22 protein-coding genes and 2 pseudogenes are annotated in these 22,615 nt (G+C 55.8%); 8 read left to right on the top strand and 16 right to left on the bottom strand.

All coding sequences use genetic code 11. The features are described from left to right. Positions 1 to 3: 3 nt before the first annotated feature. Genes trbE through HKD31_RS13825 form a run of 7 tightly spaced genes read left to right on the top strand, consistent with a single transcriptional unit; the run spans position 4 to position 7,809 of the window. Positions 4 to 2,457, top strand: coding sequence for a conjugal transfer protein TrbE (gene trbE, locus HKD31_RS13855; RefSeq protein ID WP_110581268.1), 2,454 nt, complete (start codon positions 4 to 6; stop codon positions 2,455 to 2,457). Continuing rightward, positions 2,454 to 3,257, top strand: coding sequence for a P-type conjugative transfer protein TrbJ (gene trbJ, locus HKD31_RS13850; protein ID WP_034933520.1), 804 nt, complete (start codon positions 2,454 to 2,456; stop codon positions 3,255 to 3,257). The genes trbE and trbJ overlap by 4 nt, the downstream gene beginning before the upstream one ends. Before the next feature lie 5 nt (positions 3,258 to 3,262). Continuing rightward, a complete protein-coding gene (gene trbL, locus HKD31_RS13845) occupies positions 3,263 to 4,690 on the top strand; it encodes a P-type conjugative transfer protein TrbL (RefSeq protein WP_034933517.1) in 1,428 nt (475 codons plus the stop codon). A 5-nt stretch (positions 4,691 to 4,695) separates the two neighbouring features. Beyond that, entirely contained in the window at positions 4,696 to 5,379 is a 684-nt protein-coding gene (gene trbF / locus HKD31_RS13840; RefSeq protein ID WP_034933516.1) for a conjugal transfer protein TrbF, read from the top strand. Next, positions 5,376 to 6,377, top strand: coding sequence for a P-type conjugative transfer protein TrbG (trbG, locus tag HKD31_RS13835; protein ID WP_194265549.1), 1,002 nt, complete (start codon positions 5,376 to 5,378; stop codon positions 6,375 to 6,377). The genes trbF and trbG overlap by 4 nt, the downstream gene beginning before the upstream one ends. Then, positions 6,374 to 7,573, top strand: a complete 1,200-nt coding sequence (locus HKD31_RS13830) for a TraB/TrbI/VirB10 family type IV secretion system protein (RefSeq protein ID WP_110581267.1) — start codon at positions 6,374 to 6,376, stop codon at positions 7,571 to 7,573. The genes trbG and HKD31_RS13830 overlap by 4 nt, the downstream gene beginning before the upstream one ends. Beyond that, positions 7,570 to 7,809: a DUF2274 domain-containing protein gene (locus HKD31_RS13825; RefSeq protein ID WP_007397926.1), complete on the top strand. Its 240-nt coding sequence runs from the start codon at positions 7,570 to 7,572 to the stop codon at positions 7,807 to 7,809. The genes HKD31_RS13830 and HKD31_RS13825 overlap by 4 nt, the downstream gene beginning before the upstream one ends. A gap of 1 nt (position 7,810) precedes the next feature. Here the strand turns inward: HKD31_RS13825 and HKD31_RS13820 are convergent, their stop codons facing one another. The 15 genes and pseudogenes from HKD31_RS13820 to HKD31_RS16405 all read right to left on the bottom strand — a co-directional run bounded on the left by HKD31_RS13820 (position 7,811) and on the right by HKD31_RS16405 (position 21,133). Then, complete coding sequence (locus HKD31_RS13820) at positions 7,811 to 8,455, bottom strand: LysR family substrate-binding domain-containing protein (RefSeq protein ID WP_228120804.1); 645 nt, start codon at positions 8,453 to 8,455, stop codon at positions 7,811 to 7,813. Positions 8,456 to 8,539: 84 nt separating this feature from the next. Beyond that, positions 8,540 to 8,731, bottom strand: a pseudogene (locus HKD31_RS16380) (LysR family transcriptional regulator); the annotation flags it as partial. Between the two features lie 179 nt (positions 8,732 to 8,910). Beyond that, positions 8,911 to 9,801 (bottom strand): CopD family protein, encoded by an 891-nt coding sequence (locus HKD31_RS13815; RefSeq protein ID WP_034931184.1) that lies wholly within the window; start codon positions 9,799 to 9,801, stop codon positions 8,911 to 8,913. After that, positions 9,798 to 10,175: a copper homeostasis periplasmic binding protein CopC gene (gene copC, locus HKD31_RS13810; RefSeq protein WP_010517558.1), complete on the bottom strand. Its 378-nt coding sequence runs from the start codon at positions 10,173 to 10,175 to the stop codon at positions 9,798 to 9,800. The genes HKD31_RS13815 and copC overlap by 4 nt, the downstream gene beginning before the upstream one ends. Before the next feature lie 99 nt (positions 10,176 to 10,274). Then, complete coding sequence (locus HKD31_RS13805; protein WP_157132979.1) at positions 10,275 to 11,564, bottom strand: aminotransferase class III-fold pyridoxal phosphate-dependent enzyme; 1,290 nt, start codon at positions 11,562 to 11,564, stop codon at positions 10,275 to 10,277. 47 nt (positions 11,565 to 11,611) lie between these two features. Then, positions 11,612 to 12,787, bottom strand: a complete 1,176-nt coding sequence (locus tag HKD31_RS13800) for a methanobactin export MATE transporter MbnM (RefSeq protein WP_143221966.1) — start codon at positions 12,785 to 12,787, stop codon at positions 11,612 to 11,614. 1 nt (position 12,788) lies between these two features. Next, positions 12,789 to 13,694 carry an MbnP family copper-binding protein gene (locus HKD31_RS13795; RefSeq protein ID WP_157132976.1) on the bottom strand — a complete coding sequence of 302 codons (906 nt, stop codon included), beginning with the start codon at positions 13,692 to 13,694 and terminating at the stop codon, positions 12,789 to 12,791. Continuing rightward, positions 13,691 to 14,266, bottom strand: a complete 576-nt coding sequence (mbnC, locus tag HKD31_RS13790; protein WP_010517452.1) for a methanobactin biosynthesis protein MbnC — start codon at positions 14,264 to 14,266, stop codon at positions 13,691 to 13,693. Before mbnC ends, HKD31_RS13795 begins: the two co-directional genes overlap by 4 nt. After that, entirely contained in the window at positions 14,253 to 15,074 is an 822-nt protein-coding gene (gene mbnB, locus HKD31_RS13785) for a methanobactin biosynthesis protein MbnB (RefSeq protein WP_010517450.1), read from the bottom strand. Before mbnB ends, mbnC begins: the two co-directional genes overlap by 14 nt. A gap of 54 nt (positions 15,075 to 15,128) precedes the next feature. Then, complete coding sequence (mbnA, locus tag HKD31_RS16310; protein ID WP_074448733.1) at positions 15,129 to 15,227, bottom strand: methanobactin; 99 nt, start codon at positions 15,225 to 15,227, stop codon at positions 15,129 to 15,131. Positions 15,228 to 15,352: 125 nt separating this feature from the next. Further along, positions 15,353 to 17,533: a TonB-dependent receptor domain-containing protein gene (locus HKD31_RS13775; protein ID WP_082770917.1), complete on the bottom strand. Its 2,181-nt coding sequence runs from the start codon at positions 17,531 to 17,533 to the stop codon at positions 15,353 to 15,355. Positions 17,534 to 17,678: 145 nt separating this feature from the next. Continuing rightward, positions 17,679 to 18,050, bottom strand: coding sequence for a DUF2946 family protein (locus HKD31_RS16135; protein WP_228122168.1), 372 nt, complete (start codon positions 18,048 to 18,050; stop codon positions 17,679 to 17,681). Between the two features lie 478 nt (positions 18,051 to 18,528). Beyond that, a complete protein-coding gene (locus HKD31_RS13765) occupies positions 18,529 to 19,776 on the bottom strand; it encodes a site-specific integrase (RefSeq protein ID WP_338085585.1) in 1,248 nt (415 codons plus the stop codon). Positions 19,777 to 19,790: 14 nt separating this feature from the next. Further along, a complete protein-coding gene (locus tag HKD31_RS16410) occupies positions 19,791 to 20,405 on the bottom strand; it encodes a hypothetical protein (RefSeq protein ID WP_228120802.1) in 615 nt (204 codons plus the stop codon). A 56-nt stretch (positions 20,406 to 20,461) separates the two neighbouring features. Then, the gene (locus HKD31_RS16405; protein WP_338085584.1) at positions 20,462 to 21,133 is read right to left on the bottom strand and encodes a recombinase family protein; all 672 of its coding nucleotides are present in this window, start codon (positions 21,131 to 21,133) and stop codon (positions 20,462 to 20,464) included. Between the two features lie 39 nt (positions 21,134 to 21,172). Here HKD31_RS16405 and HKD31_RS16120 point away from each other — a divergent pair. Then, positions 21,173 to 22,315: pseudogene (locus HKD31_RS16120) on the top strand (chromosome partitioning protein ParB); the annotation flags it as partial. Positions 22,316 to 22,452: 137 nt separating this feature from the next. On the opposite strand, the gene HKD31_RS13750 reads toward HKD31_RS16120, so the two are convergent. Next, the coding region (locus HKD31_RS13750) for a transposase (protein WP_194265173.1) at positions 22,453 to 22,615 on the bottom strand (163 nt) is incomplete at its 5' end.

The raw sequence follows: 22,615 nt of genomic DNA, 5'->3' as shown, positions 1-22,615 counted from the left end.
GCCATGATGTCCCTTGGCGAATATCGCAACCGAAACTCCCTGCTGTCTGATTTCCTGCCCTGGGCCGCGCTGGTCGAAAAGGGCGTCGTCCTGAACAAGGACGGCAGTTTTCAGCGCACCGCAAAAATACGTGGTCCCGATCTCGATAGCGCAACACCAGCGGAACTGGTCGGTGTGACCGGAAGATTGAACAATGCGCTCCGTCGCCTTGGCTCAGGCTGGGCGGTGTTCGTGGAAGCGCAGCGCGTCCCGGCGACACTCTATCCTGACGGTGACTTTCCCGACGCAGCCAGCCAGATGGTCGACCTGGAGCGCCGGGAGCAGTTCGAGGATGAGGGCGCGCATTTCGAGAGTCGGTATTTTCTGACCCTGGTCTGGCTGCCACCGGCGGAATCATCAGGTCGCGCCGAGCGTTTTCTCTATGAAGGCAGGGAACGCGATGGTCCCGATCCGCATGGCATGCTCCATACGTTCGTGGACCGCACGGATCGGATGCTGGCCTTGCTGGATGGCTTCATGCCCGAGGCGGCATGGCTGGATGACGGTGAGATGCTGACTTATCTGCACAGTACCATCTCCACCCGGAACCAGCGGGTCCGGGTGCCGGAAATTCCGATGCATCTGGATGCCCTGCTGGTGGACCAGCCGCTTTCGGGTGGTCTGGAGCCAAAGCTGGGCGATGCCTTCCTGAAAACCCTGACCATTACGGGTTTCCCGTCGCGGACTTTCCCCGGAATCCTGGACGACCTGAACCGGCTGGCCATGCCCTATCGCTGGTCCACCCGCGCCATCCTGCTGGACAAGACCGACGCCACCAAGGTGCTGACGAAAATCAGGCGCCAGTGGTTCGCAAAGCGCAAGAGTATCGCAGCCATTGTCCGCGAAGTGATGACCAATGAGGCGTCAGTTCTCGTGGATAACGATGCCGCCAACAAGGCAGCCGATGCCGATCTGGCGTTGCAGTCGCTGGGCGCGGATGATGTCGGGCAGGCTTACATCACGGCCACGGTGACGGTGTGGGATGGCAGCGCCAGCATAGCGGCGGAAAAACTTCGCCTCGTGGAAAAGATCATTCAGGGCCGTGACTTCACCTGCATGGCGGAAAGCCTGAACGCGGTGGAGGCGTGGCTGGGATCTCTGCCGGGGCATGTCTACGCCAATGTGCGGCAGCCCCCGGTCTCGACCCTGAATCTGGCGCACATGATTCCGCTTTCCGCCGTGTGGGCAGGGCCGGAGATGGATGGGCATTTCAAGGCCGCACCGCTGTTTTATGGCAAAACGGCAGGGGCCACGCCGTTCCGGTTTTCCCTGCATGTCGGCGATGTGGGTCATACGCTAATCGCGGGACCGACCGGGGCAGGTAAATCCGTGCTGCTGGCGCTCATGGCGCTCCAGTTCCGTCGCTATGCGGGATCGCAGATTTTTGCCTTCGATTTTGGCGGGTCGATGCGCGCGGCAACGCTGGCGATGGGAGGCGATTGGCGCGATCTCGGGGGTGGACTGACAGATGCCGATCTGTCTGGAGAAGAGGGCAGCGGCGTATTACTTCAGCCGCTGGCGCGGATCGATGATCCGGATAAGCGCAAATGGGCCAGTGAATGGCTCGGTCAGATCCTTGTCGGCGAGGGGGTGGCGCTGACCCCGGAGGTGAAGTCTCACCTCTGGTCGGCTCTGAATTCGCTGGCATCGTCGCCTGCCCGTGAGCGGACCCTGTCCGGCCTGGTCGCGCTTCTCCAGTCCAACGCCCTGAAGCAGGCGTTGGCGCCCTACTGCCTCGGTGGTCCCTACGGCCGCCTCCTGGATGCGGATGCCGAGCGTATCGGGGATGCCGATGTGGTGGTGTTCGAAACCGAAGGTCTGATCGGCTCGGGCGCGGCCTCCTCCGTTCTGTCGTACCTGTTCCACCGCATCGAAGGCCGTCTGGACGGCCGGCCGACCCTGCTGGTCATCGATGAGGGCTGGCTGGTTCTCGATGACGGGGATTTCTCCGGCCAGTTGCGAGAGTGGCTGAAAACCCTGCGCAAAAAGAACGCCAGCGTCATCTTCGCCACCCAGTCCCTGTCGGATATTGCCAATTCCCGCATTGCTCCGGCGGTGGTGGAAAGCTGCCCGACACGGATATTCCTGCCTAACGAGCGGGCGATCGAGCCGCAGATCATGGCGCTCTATCGGGATTTTGGCCTGAACGACCGACAGATCGCCATCATCGCGCGGGCCGCGTCGAAGCGGGACTATTACTGCCAGACGCAACGCGGCAATCGCCTGTTCGAACTGGGGCTCGGGCCTGTCGCACTCGCCTTATGCGCAGCATCAGGGAAGGACGATCACAAGCTGATCGATGCAGTGCTGGCGGAACACGGCCGGGACGGTTTTCTCCTCGCGTGGTTTGACGCGCGGGGCGTGTCATGGGCGGCGGATCTGTTGCGCGACGATCGCGGGGCGGAGGACGTGCCATGACGGAAAGACATTGCCAGCTTCGGACCGATTTTTTTGCGCGTGTGAGAGAAAAACATTTCCATCGCACTGCTCTTGTCGCCTCTGTTACGCTGGCATTCGGTGCAACGTTCGACCTTTCACGACCGGCCCGTGCCCAATGGGCGGTCTATGATGGGGCGAACCACGTCCAGAACGTGCTGATCGCGGCCCGCACGCTTCAGCAGATCGACAACCAGATCACATCTCTTGCCAATCAGGCGCAGATGCTGGTCAACCAGGGCCGTAATCTGGCGAGCCTGCCACTGTCGACATTGTCGACGCTGCAATCAACGATTTCCCAGACAACAGCCTTGCTCGCGCAGGCACAGAACATCGCTTATTCGGTGACCTCGGTCGAGCAGCAATACCAGCAGGCGTACACCTCAATCTCGTCCGGCATGTCAGACAGTGCCCTGTTCAGCCAGGCACAGACACGGTGGCAGAATTCCGTGGGCGGGTTCGAAGATGCCCTGAAGCTTCAGGCTCGGGTGGTAGGAAACATCCCCAGCGACAGTTCGGCCATGACCCAGCTTGTCTCTTCCAGCCAGACCTCCACGGGCGCGTTGCAGGCGGCGCAGGCAGGAAACCAGCTTCTGGCGCTACAGTCCCGTCAGTTATCCGACATTCAGGCCGAACTTGCTGCCAATGGCCGCGCCACAGCCCTGCAACAGGCGCGCGATGCTGCGACGGAAGCGGAAAGTGAAGCCCAGTATCAGCATTTTTCACAGCATGACGCCTATGTGCCCGGCACGGTGTCCATTTTCGGCAGCAGCGGGAACTGACCGCCATGGCGATGGGCAATGTGGGCGTTATCGACACTTTCCTGAATACCTTCACCACCACCATCGACAGCGGCTTCGGTCTGGTGAAGGGGAATGTGATCTCACTAGCAGGAACACTGTCCGTGCTGGATATGGCGCTGGCTGGCCTGTTCTGGGCCTGGGCTGCTGATGAGGACATCATCCAGCGTCTGGTGAAGAAGACGCTCTATATCGGATTCTTTTCCTTTCTGATCAGCAATTTCTCCAGTCTGTCGAAGACCGTCTTTGACAGTTTTGCGGCCCTTGGCCTGAGAGCCGGTGGCGGCAATCTGGCACTCGGAGACTTCCTGCGGCCCGGCCGACTGGCATCCACGGGTTTCGATGCAGCCCAGCCGCTTCTGGATTCAGTCCATAATCTCCTTGGTCCTGTCGCCTTCTTTACGAACTTCATTCAGATCTTTGTGCTCTGTCTGTCGTGGCTGATCGTGCTCGCGGCGTTCTTCATTCTGGCCGTGCAGCTTTTTGTTGCCCTGATCGAATTCAAGCTGACCACGCTGGCGGGTTTCATCCTGATCCCCTTCGCCCTGTTCAGCCGCACCGCCTTTCTGGCGGAAAAGGTGCTGGGCAATGTCGTCTCGTCGGGTGTGAAGATCATGGTGCTGGCGGTCATTTCCGCTATCGCGTCGGTTCTGTTCGCCCAGTTCTCAACCTCCTACGGCAGCGACGTTCCCACGATCGGGCAGTCCGTCTCGGTGGTGCTGGCCTCCCTTGCAATTGTCGGCCTGTCCATTTTTGGCGGCAGCATCGCCAATGGGCTGATTTCCGGCGCACCGCAGCTTGGCGCGGGAGCGGCAGTCGGTACCGGCATGGCGGTTGGCGCCATGGGTGCTGCTGCGGCGGCCGGTGTCGGGGCTGTTGCTTCCGGTGGTGCCGCAGCCCTCGGCGCCACGGCTGCCGCCGCGCGGGGAGGGGCCGCGATTGCCGGGGCTGCTACCTCCGCCTATTCGGCCGGAGCCGCAGGCGCGTCTGGCGGCGCGGGCAGCATGGCCGCCGGGATCGGAGGCATGGGCCGGGCCGTCGGTGGAAATGTCGCGAATGCCGTCAAAGGGGCGGCTTCGCGTGCCGGTTCATCCCTCAAGGAAAGCTATGCCGCCGGTGGACGCTGGGCCGCGCGCGGGATGGGGGAGGGAGGCGAAGGCGGAGCCGGGGATAACGGACCGGCACCTTCTGGAGGCGGTGGTCCTGCCGGAGAAGGGGATGGCCCCACGGGTGGCGGCCCTACCGGTGAGGGTCCGTCTGGTGGAGATGGTGGCGGTTCCGGCGAACCGCCCCGCTGGGCTCAGAAGATGAAGCGCCGCAATGCCGCCGCTCATGCTGCTGAGGCCGCCCATGTTATCCGCTCCGCCGATGGCGGGGGCGGATCTTCCTCCATCGATCTGTCGGAAAAGGAATGAGGACGATGTTCCGTCGCTCCACCACCCGCTACGGGACCACGCCCGAGCCTGTCACGCCCTATCAGAAAGCCGCGCAAGTCTGGGACGAGCGCATCGGCTCCGCCCGTGTACAGGCCCGTAACTGGCGGCTGATGGCGTTCGGCTCTCTGCTTCTGTCCGCAGGCCTTGGCGTAGGGCTGGTCTGGCAGTCCGCGCGCGGTACCATCACGCCGTGGGTCGTGCAGGTCGATCGGCTGGGGCAGGCGCAGGTCGTGGCCCCCGCGATAGCGGGCTATATGCCCACCGATCCGCAGATCGCTTGGTATCTGGCGCAGTTCGTTCATGACGTGCGCGCTCTGTCGTCGGACCCTGTGGTGGTGCGGCAGAACTGGCTACGCGCCTATGATTTCACCACCACGTCGGGCGCTCAGGCGCTTAACGATTATGCCCGCCTCAATGATCCGTTCTCGCGCATCGGGCATGAGCAGGTCGAGGTGGACATCGCCTCGGTGATCCGGGCGTCTCCCGGCAGCTTCCGTGTCGCCTGGAGCGAGCGCCATTACCGCGACGGCGCGTTCACCGGCACCGAACGCTGGACCGCCATCGTGTCGGTCGTTCTGCACACGCCACGCGATGCCGACCATCTCAGGAAAAATCCGCTCGGAATCTACGTCTCCGCCATCAACTGGTCGAAGGAGCTTGGTCAATGACGCGCTTCATTTTCGCAGCCCTTCCTGTGGCGCTGCTCTCGCTTGCCGGTTGCGCGGGCAGTTACCATCCGCCCGTCATCCGGTACGATGACGCCGCGCGCGCGACGAGAATTCCCGATCCACCGAAGCCCGTGCAGGTGGTGGAGGTGCCACAGCCACTTCCTCTGCCGGGCCAGTTCAAGCCACTGCCGTCACGACGCACGGCCCATCCGGTCCCCGAGGTTACTGATCCGACCACGCGCGTGACCCAGGCTAATCTGGCGGCGCGCATCCAGCCGACGCGGGCCGGTTTCATCAATGCGGTGCAGGTCTATCCCTATTCTCCGGGTGCCCTCTATCAGGTCTATACCTCGCCAGGCGAGATCACGGACATCATGCTCCAGCAGGGTGAAAAACTGGTGGGCACCGGCCCAGTTGCTGCTGGGGATACGGTGCGCTGGGCCATCGGTGACACCGAAAGCGGAGAAGGGGCGACCAAACGCATCCATATCCTGGTGAAGCCGACCCGGCCGGATCTGACCACTAATCTGATCATCAATACTGACCGACGGACTTATCTGGCGGAATTGAGGTCAACACCCCCCACATACATGGCGTCGGTCTCGTGGAACTATCCCGAGGACGATCTGATTGCCCTGCACCGGCAGGACGACGCGGCCGATGACTCTGCCCCAGTGGACGCGGGGCTGAATCTCGATACCCTGAATTTCCGCTATGCCATCCAGCCGGTGAAAGGCGGCACGCCGCCCTGGTTACCCGGCCGGGCCTTTGATGACGGTCACAAGGTCTATATCGCTTTTCCATCCGGGATCGGGCAGGGGGAACTGCCGCCGCTCTTCGTGCTGGGGGCGGATGGCGGCCCGGAACTGGTCAATTACCGGGTGCGGCAGAACTGGATGATCGTGGATCGGCTGTTCGCCGCCGCTGAACTGCGGCTGGGCGATAAGCATTCCGAGCAGCGGGTGCGCATTGTCCGCATTGACGGCAGGAAGTCATGACCGGGCAGGCTCACACAGTGGGAGAAAATTCTGCGGCTCCGGCCACAGGGGGAAATTCCGCAGCATCACCGCCGCCACCTGATCTGCGTCTGCGGACGGAACGACCGCGTGTCGTGCGGCTTTCCCGCACCGTGGTCTGGTCGCTGGGCGGGGTTGGCATGATCGCGGTGGCCTTCGCGCTGGGCTATGCCCTTCAGGCAAGCCATCGGGTGTCATCCACGCCTGCCGCGCAGGACGCGGATGTGCGTCCCTCTGCCGACGGGCTGGCGGGACTGCCGTCCGACTATGTCGGCAAGGATGTGCCGAAGCTGGGACCAGCGCTGCCCGGTGATCTGGGGCATACCATCCTCCACGCACAGGAGCAGGGAAAGGCAGCCTCGGGTGGCGACGACCGCCGTGCCGCGCAGGAGATCGAGGCCGCAATCGCCAGCAAATTGTTCGTGCAGACGGGAGAACGCGACCGGGGTACCGACCAGGCAACTTCGCCCACATCGGGTGCATCTGCGTCCCAGGCAAATCCATCTTCTTCGACCGACGCCCAATCAGGCAACCGTGCCTTTCTGGCAGGCCAGCCTGACCGCGCGACGACCAGCCCGGATCGCATCATGCCGTCAGCTTCGCCTTATATCCTTCAGGCGGGCACTGTCATCGCGGGGGCGCTGAACACGAAAATCAGCTCTGACCTTCCGGGTCAGATTACTGGCCATGTCACGCAGAACGTCTATGACAGCCCGACCGGTCGTTTCCTGCTGATCCCGCAGGGAAGCCTGCTGTTCGGGGCCTATAACAGCGGCATTTCTTTCGGGCAGCAGCGTACCCAGATCATCTGGACCCGGCTGATTTACCCGAACGGCGAGAGCCTGGTGCTGGAAAAACTGCCCGGTGGCGACGCCATCGGCCAGTCCGGCCTGTCCGATGAAGTGAACAACCACTGGGGCCAGCTTTTCAGGGCTGCCATCGTGACCACGCTCCTGAGCGTCGGATCAGAGGCCGGAACCAGTCAGAGCGAGAACAATCTGGCGCAGGCCATCCGTTCTGGGGCCAGCAATGGGTTTTCCATGGTTGGTAACCGGCTGGTTGATCGCAGCCTCAACATCCAGCCGACCCTAACCGACCGGCCGGGGCTGCCTTTCACCTTGATCCTTAACCGCGACCTTGTCCTGCAACCTCGCCACGCAAAGGAAACAGCACCATGACAACGCTGCGCATCACTGAAATTCCGGATGAAAAGCCGGTCCGCATGCCCGTGGACTTACCGGCGGACCTCCATCGTGATCTGGTGACTTACGCAGCACTGGTCAGCCAGAATGGTCAGCCCGTCGATCCAACCCGTCTCGTGCCGCACATGATCCGTGGATTCATTGCATCTGATCGAGCTTTCGCGAAGCTTAAGCGTGCGCGAGCTAAGCAGATAGTAAGCAGAGAAACTTAGTCTATTCGAGATTCTGCTTTCCCAAGAAAACAAGTATTTTATGTGCGACGGTCGACAAATTTCTATCGCGCCATCCAATGCCGTAATCAAGATGTGAAAAACCGTCGCCGTCGCGCACTTCTAGCACAGTTACCTGCTCAAGGATCGTACCTGGAAAAAATGCGAGCCAGCCAGCCGGCATGAGCGTAATACCATGTCCGTTAATGACGAGAGCGATCGTCCGCAGACTTATGATTTCTTCCCTACACACTGTTGGTAGAAAGCCAGCAATGCTTGCTTTGCGTTTTAACAGTGTAGACATGTCCTCTCCTGTATCATCGTTACCGAAGACAAAAGTTTCTTCCCGTAAATCGCTCCAACATGTCGTGACAGACGAAGCAAGAGGATGGTTTGTCGGTGTCACAGCGACAATTCGATCGCTCCACAGTGGTAAGGTAGCTGCGCAAGATTCGTTCAGCGGAAGGGCTATAATTACTAAATCAACGATACCGTCGAAAAGAGCCGAAATTACATCTCTCTTGGATACGTCACGATATATAAACGAAATACCGGGATAAAGAATTCTATACGGTTCGATGAAGGCCGACACCCGTCCTGGCGGTACATTACTTTGTATTCCTATTGATACGATACCGCTTTCACCCAAGGCGCATCTCCGAGTATATTCATAAAGAGCATTTGTGTCGTGCAACAGAGCCTCAGCTTGTCGGAGGAATGCTTCGCCGACTGGCGTAGGCGTTGTGCCAGATGATGTCCTGCGGAAAAGCTGAATTCCGACGCGCTCCTCAAGTAGCCGAAGTGAACGACTGACTGCGGACTGTTTGGAATTTAGAGCGCGTGCCGCGCCATGGATGCTTCCTTGAAGAGCAATTGCGCATACGCATTGCAGTTCCCGTAGATCAAGAGGAGGGTGTCTTACCATTCCATTTCTTTCCTCTCATACAAATTAAAATTCGACAGTTTGTAGTGTGAGTGTTGTAACGCACAATAATATAATTTATGTATACATGAAAAATATAATGTAATATTTATATATGTCTTATATACCACAATTAATACCTAGATATATTTATTCGCATCTATAGATATGCGCGCATGACTCTAGTTTGTAGGCAGAGATAAGATTGTCGGGTCCATTCTCCCAGCAACGGCAACAATTGCAATAACAGCAATAGAAAGTGCAATTTCGGCTATTGTTCCGCGTTGAAGATATTTAAGGCTAACCGTAATGTTTCTTTTCTGGCGTAGATTTTTCACGTATACATAGCGGTTGACGCAGGCGATACAGACCATACCGCTCGTTAATCCCAGCTTGAGAATGAGTAGTGTAGAATAGACAGTGACATGCTTCGGCCATCCCCCCAGGATATTCAGGCCGAGTCCAGAGCCGGTAAGCAGGACCAGAAGCACCGCGATATGCCCCGCAGCCGAGTACCGTGCTAACGCCACTTGCATGGAGCAATCCCACTTCTTTTTTCGTGTATCACTGACAAGCATGGCAACGGGGATGAGGCCCCCGCACCAGAAACTACCTGCAAGCAAATGCACGGCCTGGAAGAACATCGCGCCCACACCGATCATGCGCACGTGACCTGTCAAGGCTGTCGCCGTCAGAAGCACGCATGCGGGTATGACCGACAGGACCGCGCCGCATTTACGCCAAGTTAGAAGTAGAAGACAGACGCCAGCTACGGCCTGAATGATCCATGCCTGTCCAATGGTGGTGTCAACAAGCACGGCTTTGCTTAAAGTCGGCGAGAAGGCATCCTGCCATCCATCTCCGACCTCGGAGACTTCGGCTGGCAGTGTTGCAACGACGATTACCGTCGTAAAAACGCTCCCCCATGCCCAAAACTTTCCCAGGCGGGCAGAGAGTGCGTTTCCGAGTTTGCGCGGAGCCAGCCACCCTGCAAAAAGCAGGCTACCTGTAAGAAAGAGCGCCAGGCTGTCTCGTGCGGCGCGACATAGGATCAGGAAAGCATCCGGTGTCATCGGTTAGTAACTGTGAACCCGTAGACGCCATGAGTCTTGTGTCCATCGACGGCAAGGGCGTGCCAGGTTACGGAATATCGTCCAGGCACGAGGTCAATTTTGAGCGGGATCGTCAGAGTCTTGCCGTCATCCGACAGGGAAACGTTTCCTGTTTCTATAACATTACCCTTGGGGCCAGTGACAACGACGCCGGTGAGCTTGACAACTACTGCTTCAGTAAAGCCTAGCGTCAGGCTCTGCGGCGCCGTTCCCGTGCTATCCGCAGCGGGTATTTCGGCGTTCAGGTGGGCATGTGCATAGGCAGGGTCCGCCATCTGCAGAACGAAGTTCCCTGCGAGACACATAGAGGCAACGATTTTACGGATAGAAGTCATGTTTACTTTCCTTGCTTGGTGTGAATTACAGCAGAAAGACAAATATTTTCAGAGAAAAAAGTCTCTTATTGACCAACGAAAAGGATACCTTCGACGCAGCTATGCTGTTGAAAACAGAATAGTATTGAAAGCTTTCGTCATGCGTTGCTCAAGCTCATCAATGTCTTTTTTAGAAATAATGAGAGGTGGTGCTAAAATTATGCTATCGTGTGAGATTCTTATCAGGACGCCGTGTTCCATACATGCTTTCACAACTGACCGTTTGATGTCTCTCTTCTCATCATTTCGGAAATCAAGCTCCCTGTAGCTACGGAATCCGACTTCAATCGCGCTTAATAATCCGATTGTCCGTGTGGATCGGACCAGTTCGTGTGCCGCAAGTTTCGAAATCATCTTTATCCAATGTTCTGAAATATCCCGCACATGATCTACTATTCTTTCATCCTCATAGATTTTTAGCGTTTCAAGGGCGACGGCAGCGGCAACAGGATGTGCGTGATATGTGCCGCCATGATGAAACCCATGGTGCATAATCGAGCAGTCCACCAATGCGGAGTGAAAATCATCATTCATGACGACCGCCGAAATCGGTTGATAGGCCGCTGAAAGCCCCTTCGATGCGACGAGGCAGTCGGGCGTCTGGTTGACGGTCTGGCTTCCCCACATCTTTCCGGTTCGACCGAAGCCCGTCACGATTTCATCGAAATAAAGAGGAATATCGCGCATCGACAAGACGTTGCGGATTGCTTCAAAATATCCTTCCGGCGCTGGGTACATGCCGCCAGCAATCGAGACTGGCTCGCAGAGGAAGGCCGCGATATTTTCGGCACCCGTGTGATCTATCAGTTCTGCCAGTTCCAGCGCCAGGCGATGTGCATAATCTTCTTCTGTTTCTCCAGCCAACGCGTCACGTGGCCAGCGGGGTTGCGCAGCATACAGAATATCGTCACCCGTCAGATCGAATGAATTGATAATGCTTTCGATCCCGCCAAGTCTCGTGGCAAATATCGTCGATCCATGGTAGCTCCCCCGACGCGTGATTATTTTATGCCGTTTTGGATTTCGTTGTTTATTGATATACCAAGTCGTTTTAATGAGAGTTTCGATAGCTTCCGATCCGGTTGTGGCGAAAAGAACGTGAGCGTCCGGTATCGGCGCTGCCGCGCTGAGCGCGTCCGCAAGCGCGTGGACGACAGGGACCGTCCGGTTTAGCGCGGTGGGATAGACTGGCAGCTCTCGCATCTGGCGTGTGGCGGCTTCGATCAGGCGTTCATTATGAAAGCCGAGCGTAGCGCAAAACAGTGCCGACACCGCGTCGATATAGTCTTTACCCGAAGAATCGAAGACGAAGACACCAGATCCAGATACCATATCGACGCCTGATGACATGGCGGAGTTGCTAAGATGCGATAAGCCGTACACCAGTCGCGAAGTCATCATTGTGCGCCTTTACCAGAGGGAGAGGCTGAGGGCAGAGCCAAAGGGCAGGTCTTTCCCGGATCTGAGAACGCCGGGTTGGTGAGGAAGCTCTGATCCGTCAGGGAGTTCAGGAAGGCGATCACGTCCGCGATCTCCGCCTCGCTGATATCGAACGGCTCTATGAACTGGTCGCGCAACGGGTTCTCTCCGTGTGGCCCTGTCGCCGACCGACCTCCCTTCGAGTAATGTGCTGCCAGCACGTCGTGCAGCGTGGCGATGGAGCCATCATGCATATAGGGACCCGTCAGAGCGACGTTGCGCAGGCTTTCCGTGCGGAATTTCCCCTCGTCCTCGGCATTGCCTGTCACTGTCCGCAGCCCGTGATCACTGGCAGGATAGGCCCCCTTGCCGTCCTCGTTATACAAGCCGGTATTGTGAAAGCCTGTTTCTGGAAAGGGCATGTTAGCCGCGCGGATATTGTCGGTCAGATTCAGGCCATTATGGCAATGCGAACATTCGAGCTTCTCGCCGAAGAAGAGCGCCTCGCCTCGTTGCGCGGCCGGGGACAGCGCCGTCTTGTCGCCATGCAGCGAGTGGTCGTAGGGACTGTCGAAGGACAGCAGCGTGCGCTCGAAGGATGCAATCGCCTTCGTGACCGTGGAGAGTGTGATCGCGCCCTTCGCCTCGGGGAAGGCGACACGGAACAGGCGCGCATAGCAGGGATCATCCGAGAGCCGGGCAAACAGCGCCTTTTCCTGGCCGCCCATGCCCAGCTCGACCGGTTGGTCGCTGAACATCGGGATCAGCATCTGCTTTTCCAGAGTGGTGAGCTGTGGATTGGCCCAGGTGTAGCTCGGCAGATAGGCTACGTTCGCCAGTGGCATCGGCGTGCGTAGTCCCGGCTCGCCATGCGCGCCTACATGCGTCGGGACACCAGAGGCAAAGCCCAGTTTCTGGAGATGGCACGACGCGCAGGCGAGCGTCCCATTCTCCGATAGCCGTTTGTCATAAAACAGCCGCCGCCCCAGTGCGACCTTCTCTGCCCTCATCGGATTGTCGGACGGGACGACTGGCGCAGGCGCCCAGGAGGGGATGTCCCAATGCCACGTCGTGGGCCGGGTTGCGGCCGATAGAAGCAGCGCCCCCCCACCCAGAAGGGCCATCTGGAGAACTTTGCGAAATAACGTGCGCATCTTATCGACCCCGAAATACCGACTGAGCCGGCGGAGAGGTCTCTGATCCGAATGGCAGGCCGAACTCACGGAACACACCTGCGCAATCCTTGTCGTCCGGTCCAGACATGCAACCTGGCGCACTATTAATCTGGTTGGTGCTGACATTACTCAGAGCGAGCAGTCGACTTATGTCGAGCTTCACGGTCTGATGCGCCGGATCGAACTCCGGCAGCGTGACCGTGACGAGGTTCGGGGCCGTGCACGCGCCCTTCGGCGCCTCGACCGCGCTGGCGGACTCACAGCCGGTGCTCCCGATATGGACAGGGAAGCCGTGCGGTCGCGCTTTGTCGCCAGGCTTCGGAATCATCGTGATGTCGAGCGTGAAAAAACGATATCCTGACTGCCAGGTCCAGAACATGCTCGTCATGTTCAGTGGTGGCTGTGCAATCGTAGGATCGCCGTGATTGGCGGCCATAGGCAGCCCAACGGTGAAGCGCAGGCCGGTGAAATGGCCTTGCGGCCAAACAAAACTGATAGCCGAGTTCGGCGACGGAGTCGTATCGCTGCATGGAATATTGCGATCGATCAGGTCGATCAGCGCTATCCCGTCACGCTGCCAGAGGCCGGACGGCCCTGGCTTGACCAGCACCGCACGGCCGTCCTTCGTGAGCAGCGCCACATCGTGGATGTAGAAGCGTAGATCGTTGATGCGGACCGTATTGTCGCTTGTCCCCACCGGGCTTATGGTTCTAGCACAACTTACCGGCTGGTTTCCGAATGCCGCCTGGAAAGTAAGGCGCCCGAGCTTTGGTGCTGCGTGGGCTTCGTTTGAAGAAAAGGCCGGGAAAATAAATAGACCCATCCCAATGAATAACAAAAAAAAATTTATTCTATACACTGACGGCGCATAGGTCAAATTGCTCACAGTATGCGGCTCCATCCAGGGAATACAGAAATTTTGTTATCAAAAATAAGGAAATACGACGGAATATCATCTTCCGGGCTTAAATCCGCACCAATTTCAATTTCTTGAATTTCTCGTTGCAGATCTACCGCACGGCACTTCCAGCCGACAGTCCAGTTTTGTTTGATACCGCGGTAAATGGCGATGCCTAGTGCTTCTGTGCGATCAGATATGGCCCACCGAGCAGCTGCAGCTCCCGCCAATTCCGATAGAATGATTTCGGAATTAGAACTATTCAGCATCTCATTTTCTTGCAACCAAATGATAACCCAGAGGTGTAATGGCCAACCAAAACAAATTTTTCGCTCAGAACCCCACCTCATAAAGGGCCGAAAAATATTGAATCCGTCTTGATCACCAGAAAAATCCAGTAGGGATGGACATGGATCATAAAGAGCATGCCAATAACCGCGCCACGCAATATCTAATCGCACCAACGCGCGCCTGTTGTCAGAAAACAAAGAAAACTGATCTGGGCGCGACATAAAGTCTATGACATCGATATCACGCAAATATTTTCTATGATTGTTCATTGTATACACTCTGGTTTTTCGATTTCAAGCGAAGGCTGTTTAAATCTTCCACTATAAGGTCGTAATCAAAATTTCCGTCTCGTTCGTAAGTAATTGTAGTATTTTCACGAAAAAACAGATCAGCATAACGATCTATGAAGATCTCCGTTTCTGATGAAATCTGCTCCGAATGTGAATCAATTAAAATATTATTATCGCTTGGTGCTGGAGTGTATCCTGCAACATGATAGTGTAGCGTTTTCGATATTACATTCTTCCAGTCGTCTATGTCTGCGCCCGTATTCCTAGAGGCACAAACAGCATTGGATATATCAAACAACACATTACATTCAGTTTTCTTTGATATATGCTCGAAGAAAGTTGGAGCTTCATAAGAACCGTCGAGCAGTGAAGGATAATTCTCTAAATATAGAGTATGACCAAGCATATCCTGCCATCGCCGAATTTTATCAAAATATATTGACCCTATTGCATAATTTATTTCGGCGAGTTGATAAAAATTAGTTCCGTTATGCTCGAAAAGTGCGATATGATCGGAAATATAAAGTGGCTGAAACGCCTCAGACATTTGCGTTATTCTGCTTGATATATACTTTAATTCTTCCTCACCTCGCTCCAAAAAACGGGATTGCATAATATGGAATGCGACAGGGCAAGGAAATTTCTTTGCAATTTCTGTTGGATTGAGATGTAAAAAATTGTCGATCAGGAGTTCGACGTAATCTATATGTCCCTCGTCAATAAGGGACATAATAGATGAGTAAGATTGGCCGCCAGTGAAATTTATGCCAATAGAACCGTTACACATCGTATACCTCCTAGGGCGAGACTGGCGCGGAAAGGCGCCAGTCTCTGTATTGTTTTAAGCGTTATAACCGCAGACACCCGAACCACACTGCAGTCCGGCCCGGACAGGTACAGAAATTTGTTTGGTTTTAAGTATAGTTATAGTAATAGCCATTTCATACCTCCAGTAACCACAATAGACATTCTATGCGGCGTCTAATTATACATAAAAACAGGAAATAAATCAATGGAATTACGTGTAATAATTTGATTTATTTCAGAATAACCTCCTGGCGATTGTCAAAATCTATATGATAGATCAAAGCGAAAGCTGCGACCTACTTCAGGAAAATCAACGTTTGTGGAAGCCATTTTATACATACTGTATTCCTTGTCGAATAAGTTGGTAACAGCAAAATTAATTCGCCAAGGCTTGCGAGGAGGTGCCCAGGTTGCGAGTATGTCGTGCACCATATAGCCGGGACGCCGACGAATAATAGTTGCATCGTAGTTCTGAGCGTCTACGGCCATGAGGCTGTACATTAAAGTCAGTCCGATGTTCGGAAAACGGTAACGCATATCAGCGGCAACTTTATCTGGAGGCGAGTACAACCCAGCACCGGTCCGAGCGTTTGTGACTCTTATGTGGCTGAAGCTCAGATCAAACCCCCAGTTTCCTATGTCGTAATTACTATGTAGCTCAATACCGTAACGTGTGGCGTGTCCAACGTTCTGATATTGATAAATGGGTCTGTTTTTCCCATATTTTCCATTAAAACGCCCGATAGCAACTTCTTGAATGAGATTGGTTACGTCTTCGTAAAAACCTGTAGCGCGGACGCTCGCACGATCGTGCTCGCTAAACAGTGCGCTCTTTGTATAAGTAAATCCGCCTTCGTATGTTTTGGCAGATTCGGGTTTTAGATTTTTGTTAGAAACAAAATTTGCGAACCATTGATTGCCTGTCAAATCCATGTCGCTTTGCGCTGGGGTGGGAGCATTATAAGCTTTCCCCCAACTGAGATATATCATCCATTCGCGTGTTGGTTGCCACGATAATGTTATTTTTGGAAGAATAGCACCGTTTGAGCTATTTGAGAGACCTTTCCCGTGTTCAGGAAAGGTATTGTATCTATCGTAACGCAAGCTAGGGGAAAGAGTGACATGGTGGCGAAATTTTATTTCATCTTGCCCGTAAACCCCATATACCTGCTGTTGTGCGTTGGGTGTATTTGAACCAGATGTGGTGTACGTATAAAAATCGCGGTAGTAATTTACGCCTCCAGTAAATTTATGTCTTCCAAACAATCCGAAATTACGAAAGTATGATTTTTGTAAGTCGAAACCATAGGTCTCAAGGACAGTGGACCCGCCATTAGAGTCCATGCTGTTCGGCACCTGCTTTGAGGCCATTTTCGTTCTGTAAAGGGTCAGCCTTCCATCTTCCTCGCCTTGCTCGTTACGTGTTGTGAGGTGCAATGTTGACTCGTCCTGTCGGACATTTTGCTCTTGGCAGGTAGAACAGTGGTAAGTGGAAGGACCTTTTTGTGGCACTGAAGATCTATAGTTTTCATCAAGATAAAATTGCTGACCAAAATCTATTCTAATTCGGTCATTGATGTCATATCCAAGTTTAAGTAGTGCGCTGTGGCTTTGCCCGTCATTGGGTGAAAGTCTCTCGCCGCCCCCTAATCGTATCGAGTTGAAGGTTTGCCCAGAATAAGCAAGAAGCGCATCGAACTTGCCCCATTTTCCGTATATTTTTGCTGATCCCTTCCCATTTCCGTTGGCGCTTTGATAGCCGCCATCAATTTCTCCGCCCAAGCCTTGACCCGGTTTCAGAAGGGACTTTGCGTCAATAGTCTTAATTGACATAACTCCGCCGAGACCACCTGTTCCATAAAGAGTGGACGCTGATCCGGCGACAACTTCTACACTCTGGATAAAGGCGGGATCGATATAAAGCGGCGCTTCAATCCCTTGGGAATCCCAATTACGCCGTGCGCCATCGACCATCAAAATGATCTCGCGTCCCGCAAACCCACGGATTTGGGGAACCTGACCTTCCATACGCGCCGTGCCGACCATATCGACATCAGGCAAGCGATTGAGGGCATCTGAAATCGTGGAAGATTGCCTCATTTGGATGTCCTGACGTGTTATCAGGCTGACCGAGGCGGGAACGTCCTGGATCTGCTGTGGCGTTCGCGTGGCTGTGACAACGAGCCGCTCAGCTGCGTTGCTGGATATAGGGACGGCTGCTCCTGTTTTTACGTGAGCGCCGAGTTGTTTTGACGTGTTTCGTGATGACTGTTCCGGAGTTTTTTTAATCGCCGCCTGCCTGGTTGATGCGGCACTCTCACGCTCTTTTCCGGGCAGTTCATTGGCATGCGCCGCGAAGGACGGGATAAGAAAAATTGCGGCGGCAGAAAGTAAGTGCGCGCGATGGAACGTGTGTGCGCAAACATGTGTCGAAGACATGGAAGCTGATCCTGAGCTGAGAATATCGTTCAGCCAGCAGGACGGTCATTGTCTTTTTCGTCATTAGTTTATGACGTCAGCGACGCACTATGCGTTAAGTGAACGCGTACGGTCGATGAATGACAGCTTAAACGGCCTGCGGGCGCTAGAAGACCGCAGACACAGGGGGGCCACAGGAGAAAGGAACACCAAGTGTGATGACAGGTGGAGCACGGGGGTTAACGATGTTGACGTGGCGTTGCCAACGAATAAACGCCAGTGCCAGCAAGATCACGAGAGCTGTGAACAGGAATACTGGCAGGTGCAGGAGGGGGCATAACGGACAGCTTCCATCGTGATGAGAAGGATGCCCGGACATGTGGTCGTGGTCGCCCTCATTGTCGGCTGACACAGCCTGCGTCACATTGTCCATTGTCATGCCAGGCATATCCGCACAGACGGAGTGCTTATGTGGCGTGTGATAAAGATGTGGAGCGATATCAATGCCTGTCAGGCGCAGGATGGTAGCACGAGGCATTTCTCCCGGCATTGCCTGACTCTGGATCAGGAGTTGCCCCAGAAAGCCCATGAGCGTGAACGCGACCAGAAACCAGCGGCTCAATGAAGAGCGGGGCGCAGGATGTATGGCATGGGCCATCTTTTGAAAACATATGCTCCTGTCACGGTAGACTTTTTATAAAATCCATTATGGTTGCGAGCCTGTCAACCCGATATTGCACACACATGGCAGGCATTCCTACCAGGATGCTTGAAGAGCCCATTTTGGCTTGGCGGCGGCTTTGTTTCGCAAATACGTGGAAGATCGCCGAAGTTCACATCCACGTTGCTACTTTTAACCGCTTCACAACGCTCGGAACCTCAATCACTTAGGCGGTCGTATAACAAAAAACATAAGAGCGTTCAGCACGACCAATCAGTGAATTGTGCAACAAAGCCGAATATATTTTTAGGTATTTTTAAAAATAGTTCTGTGAGGCAGGGCATAATTGACGTGTTCAGATGTTGCTCTCGCTGCCTCCTGAAACAAGTGCCGTAAAAATTTTCAAATCGATCCCTTTGACTGCACGCTGGATTGGTTCTTTCTTGAGGTGAGCATAACGTGCGGTCGATTTGAGATCGCGATGACCCAGCAGTTTCCCGATCATGACCAGATCCTCGCCGAGTTCCAGCGCATCGGATGCAAAGGAATGGCGGAGATCGTGAATGCGGACATCATGCAGCCCGGCTTCCTTTCGGATGCGCCGCCACGGCTTCTCCAGATCGGTCAGGTGACCACCGTCTTTCCGTCCCGTGATGACATAGGGATTGCCCTCAACCCGCGTGATGTCTCCAAGCAAGCCGATCGCACTCTCGCCCAACTGAACCGTGCGGGCACCATTTTTGCTGTCAGGTAATCTGATTATCCCTTCGTCCAGAAAAACATATTCCCATTTCAGACGTTGGATTTCCCGCAGGCGGCAACCGGTTAAAAGCAGGAGTTGGAACGCGTTGACGGCTTCCGGCATTGCGGAACGGCCGTCGTCGAGTGCTTTGCCAAGACGCTGATGTTCTTCTGTTGTGAGGTAGCGCTCGCGCTTCTGCTCCTTATAGCGTTTCACGCCCCTGCATGGATTGACGTTGTCTGTCCGCACACCCCAGAGGATTGCCAGAGAGAACATTTTCGACAGCACACCCAGAGTCCGGTTCGCCTGATACGGGATATGGCGATAGGCGTGGTGGAATGCGACCACATCCGAGTGGGTCAGGGTGGCCACCATCCGGCTGCCAATTTTTTTTATAATGAACAGGTCAATCGCGCGTTGATATTCGGCTTGTGTGGTTGATTTCAGATGCGTCTTTACATGCCGTTCAATGAAAGTCTTGCAGAACTGACTGATTGTGGGGGAGGTCCGCTCTTCGCCGCGTTCGGTGTTTGGGTCGTTGCCGTCTTTCACACGAGCGAGGATTTTAATCGCTTCATCGCGTGCTTTGTCTGCCGTCCAGGGACCATGATGGCCGATCGTATAACGTCGGAACCGGCCATTGGCTCGATAATGAACCACGTAGCTCATCCGACCCGAAGGCCAGACCCGCAGGGCGAAGCCGGCGACCTGATCGTCCCAGACGATGTAGTCCTTCTCAGCAGGCTGGAGGGTGGCGATTATGCGCTTTGATATCCGGGGCATGGCTGCCTCCACAGGATGCGTATAGGATGCAAATGGGATTGAAACGTCAGCGTGAGTAAGCGTAGACAGAAGAGCCAAAATGAACGACTTATTCAATTAAAATAATAGGATAGTAGTGGTTCTTCGGGATGCGTCGGGGAATTTCGTGGCAGGGCGTAGCTCTTGCCTACAAACTCATAACCTGAAGGCCGCAGGTTCAAATCCTGCCCCCGCAACCATCTGAACCGGAAACGGGCTGGGTTTTTCGTTTGTCCGCCTGATGCGACTGTCAGGATGGCCGCCAGATCACCGCGCAGGATGATTGCCAGTTCGCCGTCGGCGGCCTGAAGCGTGATCTGCGAGACGAGTGTGCGCAGGCTCTCGGCTGCCTCGGTCTTCGTGTCTTCGGCCTGAAGGCTTTCATAGAGAGATGCGATCCGTTGCTGATAAATCTCCGCCATATTCGGATGGAGAAGGGGAGGGGGCTCCTCCGTGTTGGCAAGATGCTCTGTAAGTTCGATTTTGCGAGCTTCGAGCGCGCCGATCTTATCCTTGAGCTTCGCGCCCGGAACGCCGTCGAGGATGGCCTGGATTGCCTTGTCCAGTTCGCGATCAATGCGAGGCAGCTCATTTCGCATCGCCACGAGGTCAGCGCCCAGTTCCATGCGCATGCGGTTCACCTCGCGGGTGAACTCGTTGCAGAATTCCTTGAACAGGTCCGGTTCCATCAGGTGCGTACGCAGGCCGCTTAAAACCGAGGCTTCCAGTGCGTCGCGGCGAATGTTCAGGCGGTTATCGCAGGTGCCCTTGTTGCGCGCCGTCGAGCAGCCGAGCAGCCGAGCAGATCTTTCGAGATCATGCTGTAACCACCGCCACAACAGCCGCAACGGATCAGCCCGGCAAAGAGATGGCGGGGACGCCGCCGCTCACTGAGCGCTTCGTTTCCTCTTTGCGGCTGGCTGAAGGTTGTTTCGGCCTGGCGCGCCTTCACGGCATCCCATAGATCCTGCTCGATGATCCGCAACTCCGGCACCTCCTGGATCACCCATTCGGATACAGGATTGAGGCGCGAGACGCGCTTGCCGGTGTCGGGGTCCTTCAGGTAGCGCAGGCGGTTCCATACCAGCCGACCGACATACATCTCGTTGTTGAGGACACCGGTGCCGCGTTCTCGGTCGCCGCGAATGCGCTTAAACTGGCGCACCACGTCATAGCCATAGGAATTACCACCGCCGGACTTGCCGTCCTCGACGCGTCCGCGCAGGCCATGCCGGACCTTCTCGGTCAGATCCTTGAGGAACAGGACGTTCATGGTGCCCTTGAGGCCGATATGCAGGTGTGTGACGTCGCCCTCGGACAGGGTGATGATCCGCACGCCGGAAAAGGTCATCCGCTTGAACAGACCGGCGATGTCTTCCTGGTCACGCGACAGCCGGTCCATGGCCTCAGCCAGCACGATCGTGAAGCGGCCGCGCGTGGCGTCCTGGATCAGTTCCTGAATGTCGGGGCTGACCAGGTCCGCACCGAAGGCTGGAAATGGGTGGAGACGGCCTTGTCTTTCCCGTAGGGACGCACGCGGGACTTCGTGGAGACGACGGCACGCCTGCTGTGCTCTCGGAAGAAGAAGCGGCCCGTCTGGCCGCGCTGCACAGCGAGCAGGAAACCATTGAGGCGGAATACGCTCAGGCCGATGAGTTCCCGGGGGAAGTCGATGCGCACCTCGGTGAAATCGAGCAGGCCATCGAGGCGCTGGAAGAACGCCCTGTGTCCTTCGATCCGGCGGACATGGCCCGCGCTGGTGCCTTCGTCAGCCTGGATACGGACGGCACGCTGCTGGTTGAACCGGGCTTCGTCCGGCCGGAAGACGTGCTGGCGGAACCCAAGGGCCGCCACTATGCACCCGAAGATGATGATGATGCGGTCGTCTATCACAGCGCGGGTGACGACGGCGACGGGCGGGAAGGCGCACCTGACACCGAGTCCGAGGAGGAAGACGGACTGAAGCCGTTTTCCGATTGCCTGCTGACCGAACTGCTTCACACGCTGGTTCGCGATCTCTACTGGCAGGTTTCGGGCGCGGACTGCCTTGAAGCCTATGTCCGGGAAATCCCGCTGCAGGTCCATTCTCCCGACATGCCCGGCAGCCTGCCAGCTCATGCCCTGCGCCAGCGCAACGAGGGCTGGAAGCATGATCTGCCCGAGGACGAGGATACACTTTGGCATTGGCTCGACGGGTTGGATGATACCAGTCGCCTGGCCCTGCTGGCGCATTGCCTGTCTTTCGGGATCAACGCGAGGCATGAATCGTCCCATGGTCTGCCTCTGGCACGTAGCGTCAGGGAGCGACTGGCCCGCGCCGAACGGCTTGCGACTGTGCTCCGGCTCGATCTGGCCGAAGCGGGCTGGCCAGTCGACGGTGGAGAATTATCTCGGTCGTGTCACCAAGGCGCGCATCCTTGAAGCCGTGCGTGAGGCGCGGGGTGACGAGGCTGCCGAGCGCATCGCACATCTGAAGGAGGCCGACATGGCGCAGGTAGCCGAAAGGCTGCTTGAGGGCAGCGGCTGGCTGCCCGAATCATTACGCACAAAAGTCCTGCCTGCGCAGACGGAGGCTGATAAGCGTCCGATTACACAGTGAGTGGCCACGTTACGGTCGCTGCCGAATAGCGTTTCTATGAATAAAATGGCAGCTTCCGGTCTCCGGGAGCCGCTTTTTTCATGCTGTCATGCTACTCGGCAGTGCTTCCGCTTCATATTGATCGTAAAGTGGATCGTCTAGGCCATGTTGACAAAAGACCCAATCCAGAGTCTTGCGGCGGCGATATTAAGGAAACTCTTGAAGGATAAGGCGGTCTTGTCGTAGCGGGTCGCGATGCGGCGCATTTGCTTGAGCCTGTTGAACATCCGCTCGATGTGGTTGCGATCCCTGTAACGCCGC

The sequence above is a fragment of the Gluconobacter potus genome, from assembly GCF_015244705.1.
GTDB lineage: Bacteria > Pseudomonadota > Alphaproteobacteria > Acetobacterales > Acetobacteraceae > Gluconobacter > Gluconobacter potus.
Note: the sequence above shows the minus strand (reverse complement) of the source record. Positions and strands in the feature narration are given on the sequence as shown.

What these genes read in the sequence shown, in the direction of transcription:
- trbE (WP_110581268.1), top strand. Translation starts at nt 4, where the DNA reads ATGATGTCCCTTGGCGAATATCGCAACCGAAACTCCCTGCTGTCTGAT.
- trbJ (WP_034933520.1), top strand. Translation starts at nt 2,454, where the DNA reads ATGACGGAAAGACATTGCCAGCTTCGGACCGATTTTTTTGCGCGTGTG.
- trbL (WP_034933517.1), top strand. Translation starts at nt 3,263, where the DNA reads ATGGCGATGGGCAATGTGGGCGTTATCGACACTTTCCTGAATACCTTC.
- trbF (WP_034933516.1), top strand. Translation starts at nt 4,696, where the DNA reads ATGTTCCGTCGCTCCACCACCCGCTACGGGACCACGCCCGAGCCTGTC.
- trbG (WP_194265549.1), top strand. Translation starts at nt 5,376, where the DNA reads ATGACGCGCTTCATTTTCGCAGCCCTTCCTGTGGCGCTGCTCTCGCTT.
- HKD31_RS13830 (WP_110581267.1), top strand. Translation starts at nt 6,374, where the DNA reads ATGACCGGGCAGGCTCACACAGTGGGAGAAAATTCTGCGGCTCCGGCC.
- HKD31_RS13825 (WP_007397926.1), top strand. Translation starts at nt 7,570, where the DNA reads ATGACAACGCTGCGCATCACTGAAATTCCGGATGAAAAGCCGGTCCGC.
- HKD31_RS13815 (WP_034931184.1), bottom strand. Translation starts at nt 9,801, where the DNA reads ATGACACCGGATGCTTTCCTGATCCTATGTCGCGCCGCACGAGACAGC.
- copC (WP_010517558.1), bottom strand. Translation starts at nt 10,175, where the DNA reads ATGACTTCTATCCGTAAAATCGTTGCCTCTATGTGTCTCGCAGGGAAC.
- HKD31_RS13805 (WP_157132979.1), bottom strand. Translation starts at nt 11,564, where the DNA reads ATGTCATCAGGCGTCGATATGGTATCTGGATCTGGTGTCTTCGTCTTC.
- HKD31_RS13800 (WP_143221966.1), bottom strand. Translation starts at nt 12,787, where the DNA reads ATGCGCACGTTATTTCGCAAAGTTCTCCAGATGGCCCTTCTGGGTGGG.
- mbnC (WP_010517452.1), bottom strand. Translation starts at nt 14,266, where the DNA reads ATGAACAATCATAGAAAATATTTGCGTGATATCGATGTCATAGACTTT.
- mbnB (WP_010517450.1), bottom strand. Translation starts at nt 15,074, where the DNA reads ATGTGTAACGGTTCTATTGGCATAAATTTCACTGGCGGCCAATCTTAC.
- mbnA (WP_074448733.1), bottom strand. Translation starts at nt 15,227, where the DNA reads ATGGCTATTACTATAACTATACTTAAAACCAAACAAATTTCTGTACCT.
- HKD31_RS13775 (WP_082770917.1), bottom strand. Translation starts at nt 17,533, where the DNA reads ATGTCTTCGACACATGTTTGCGCACACACGTTCCATCGCGCGCACTTA.
- HKD31_RS16135 (WP_228122168.1), bottom strand. Translation starts at nt 18,050, where the DNA reads ATGCCTCGTGCTACCATCCTGCGCCTGACAGGCATTGATATCGCTCCA.
- HKD31_RS16410 (WP_228120802.1), bottom strand. Translation starts at nt 20,405, where the DNA reads ATGGAACCGGACCTGTTCAAGGAATTCTGCAACGAGTTCACCCGCGAG.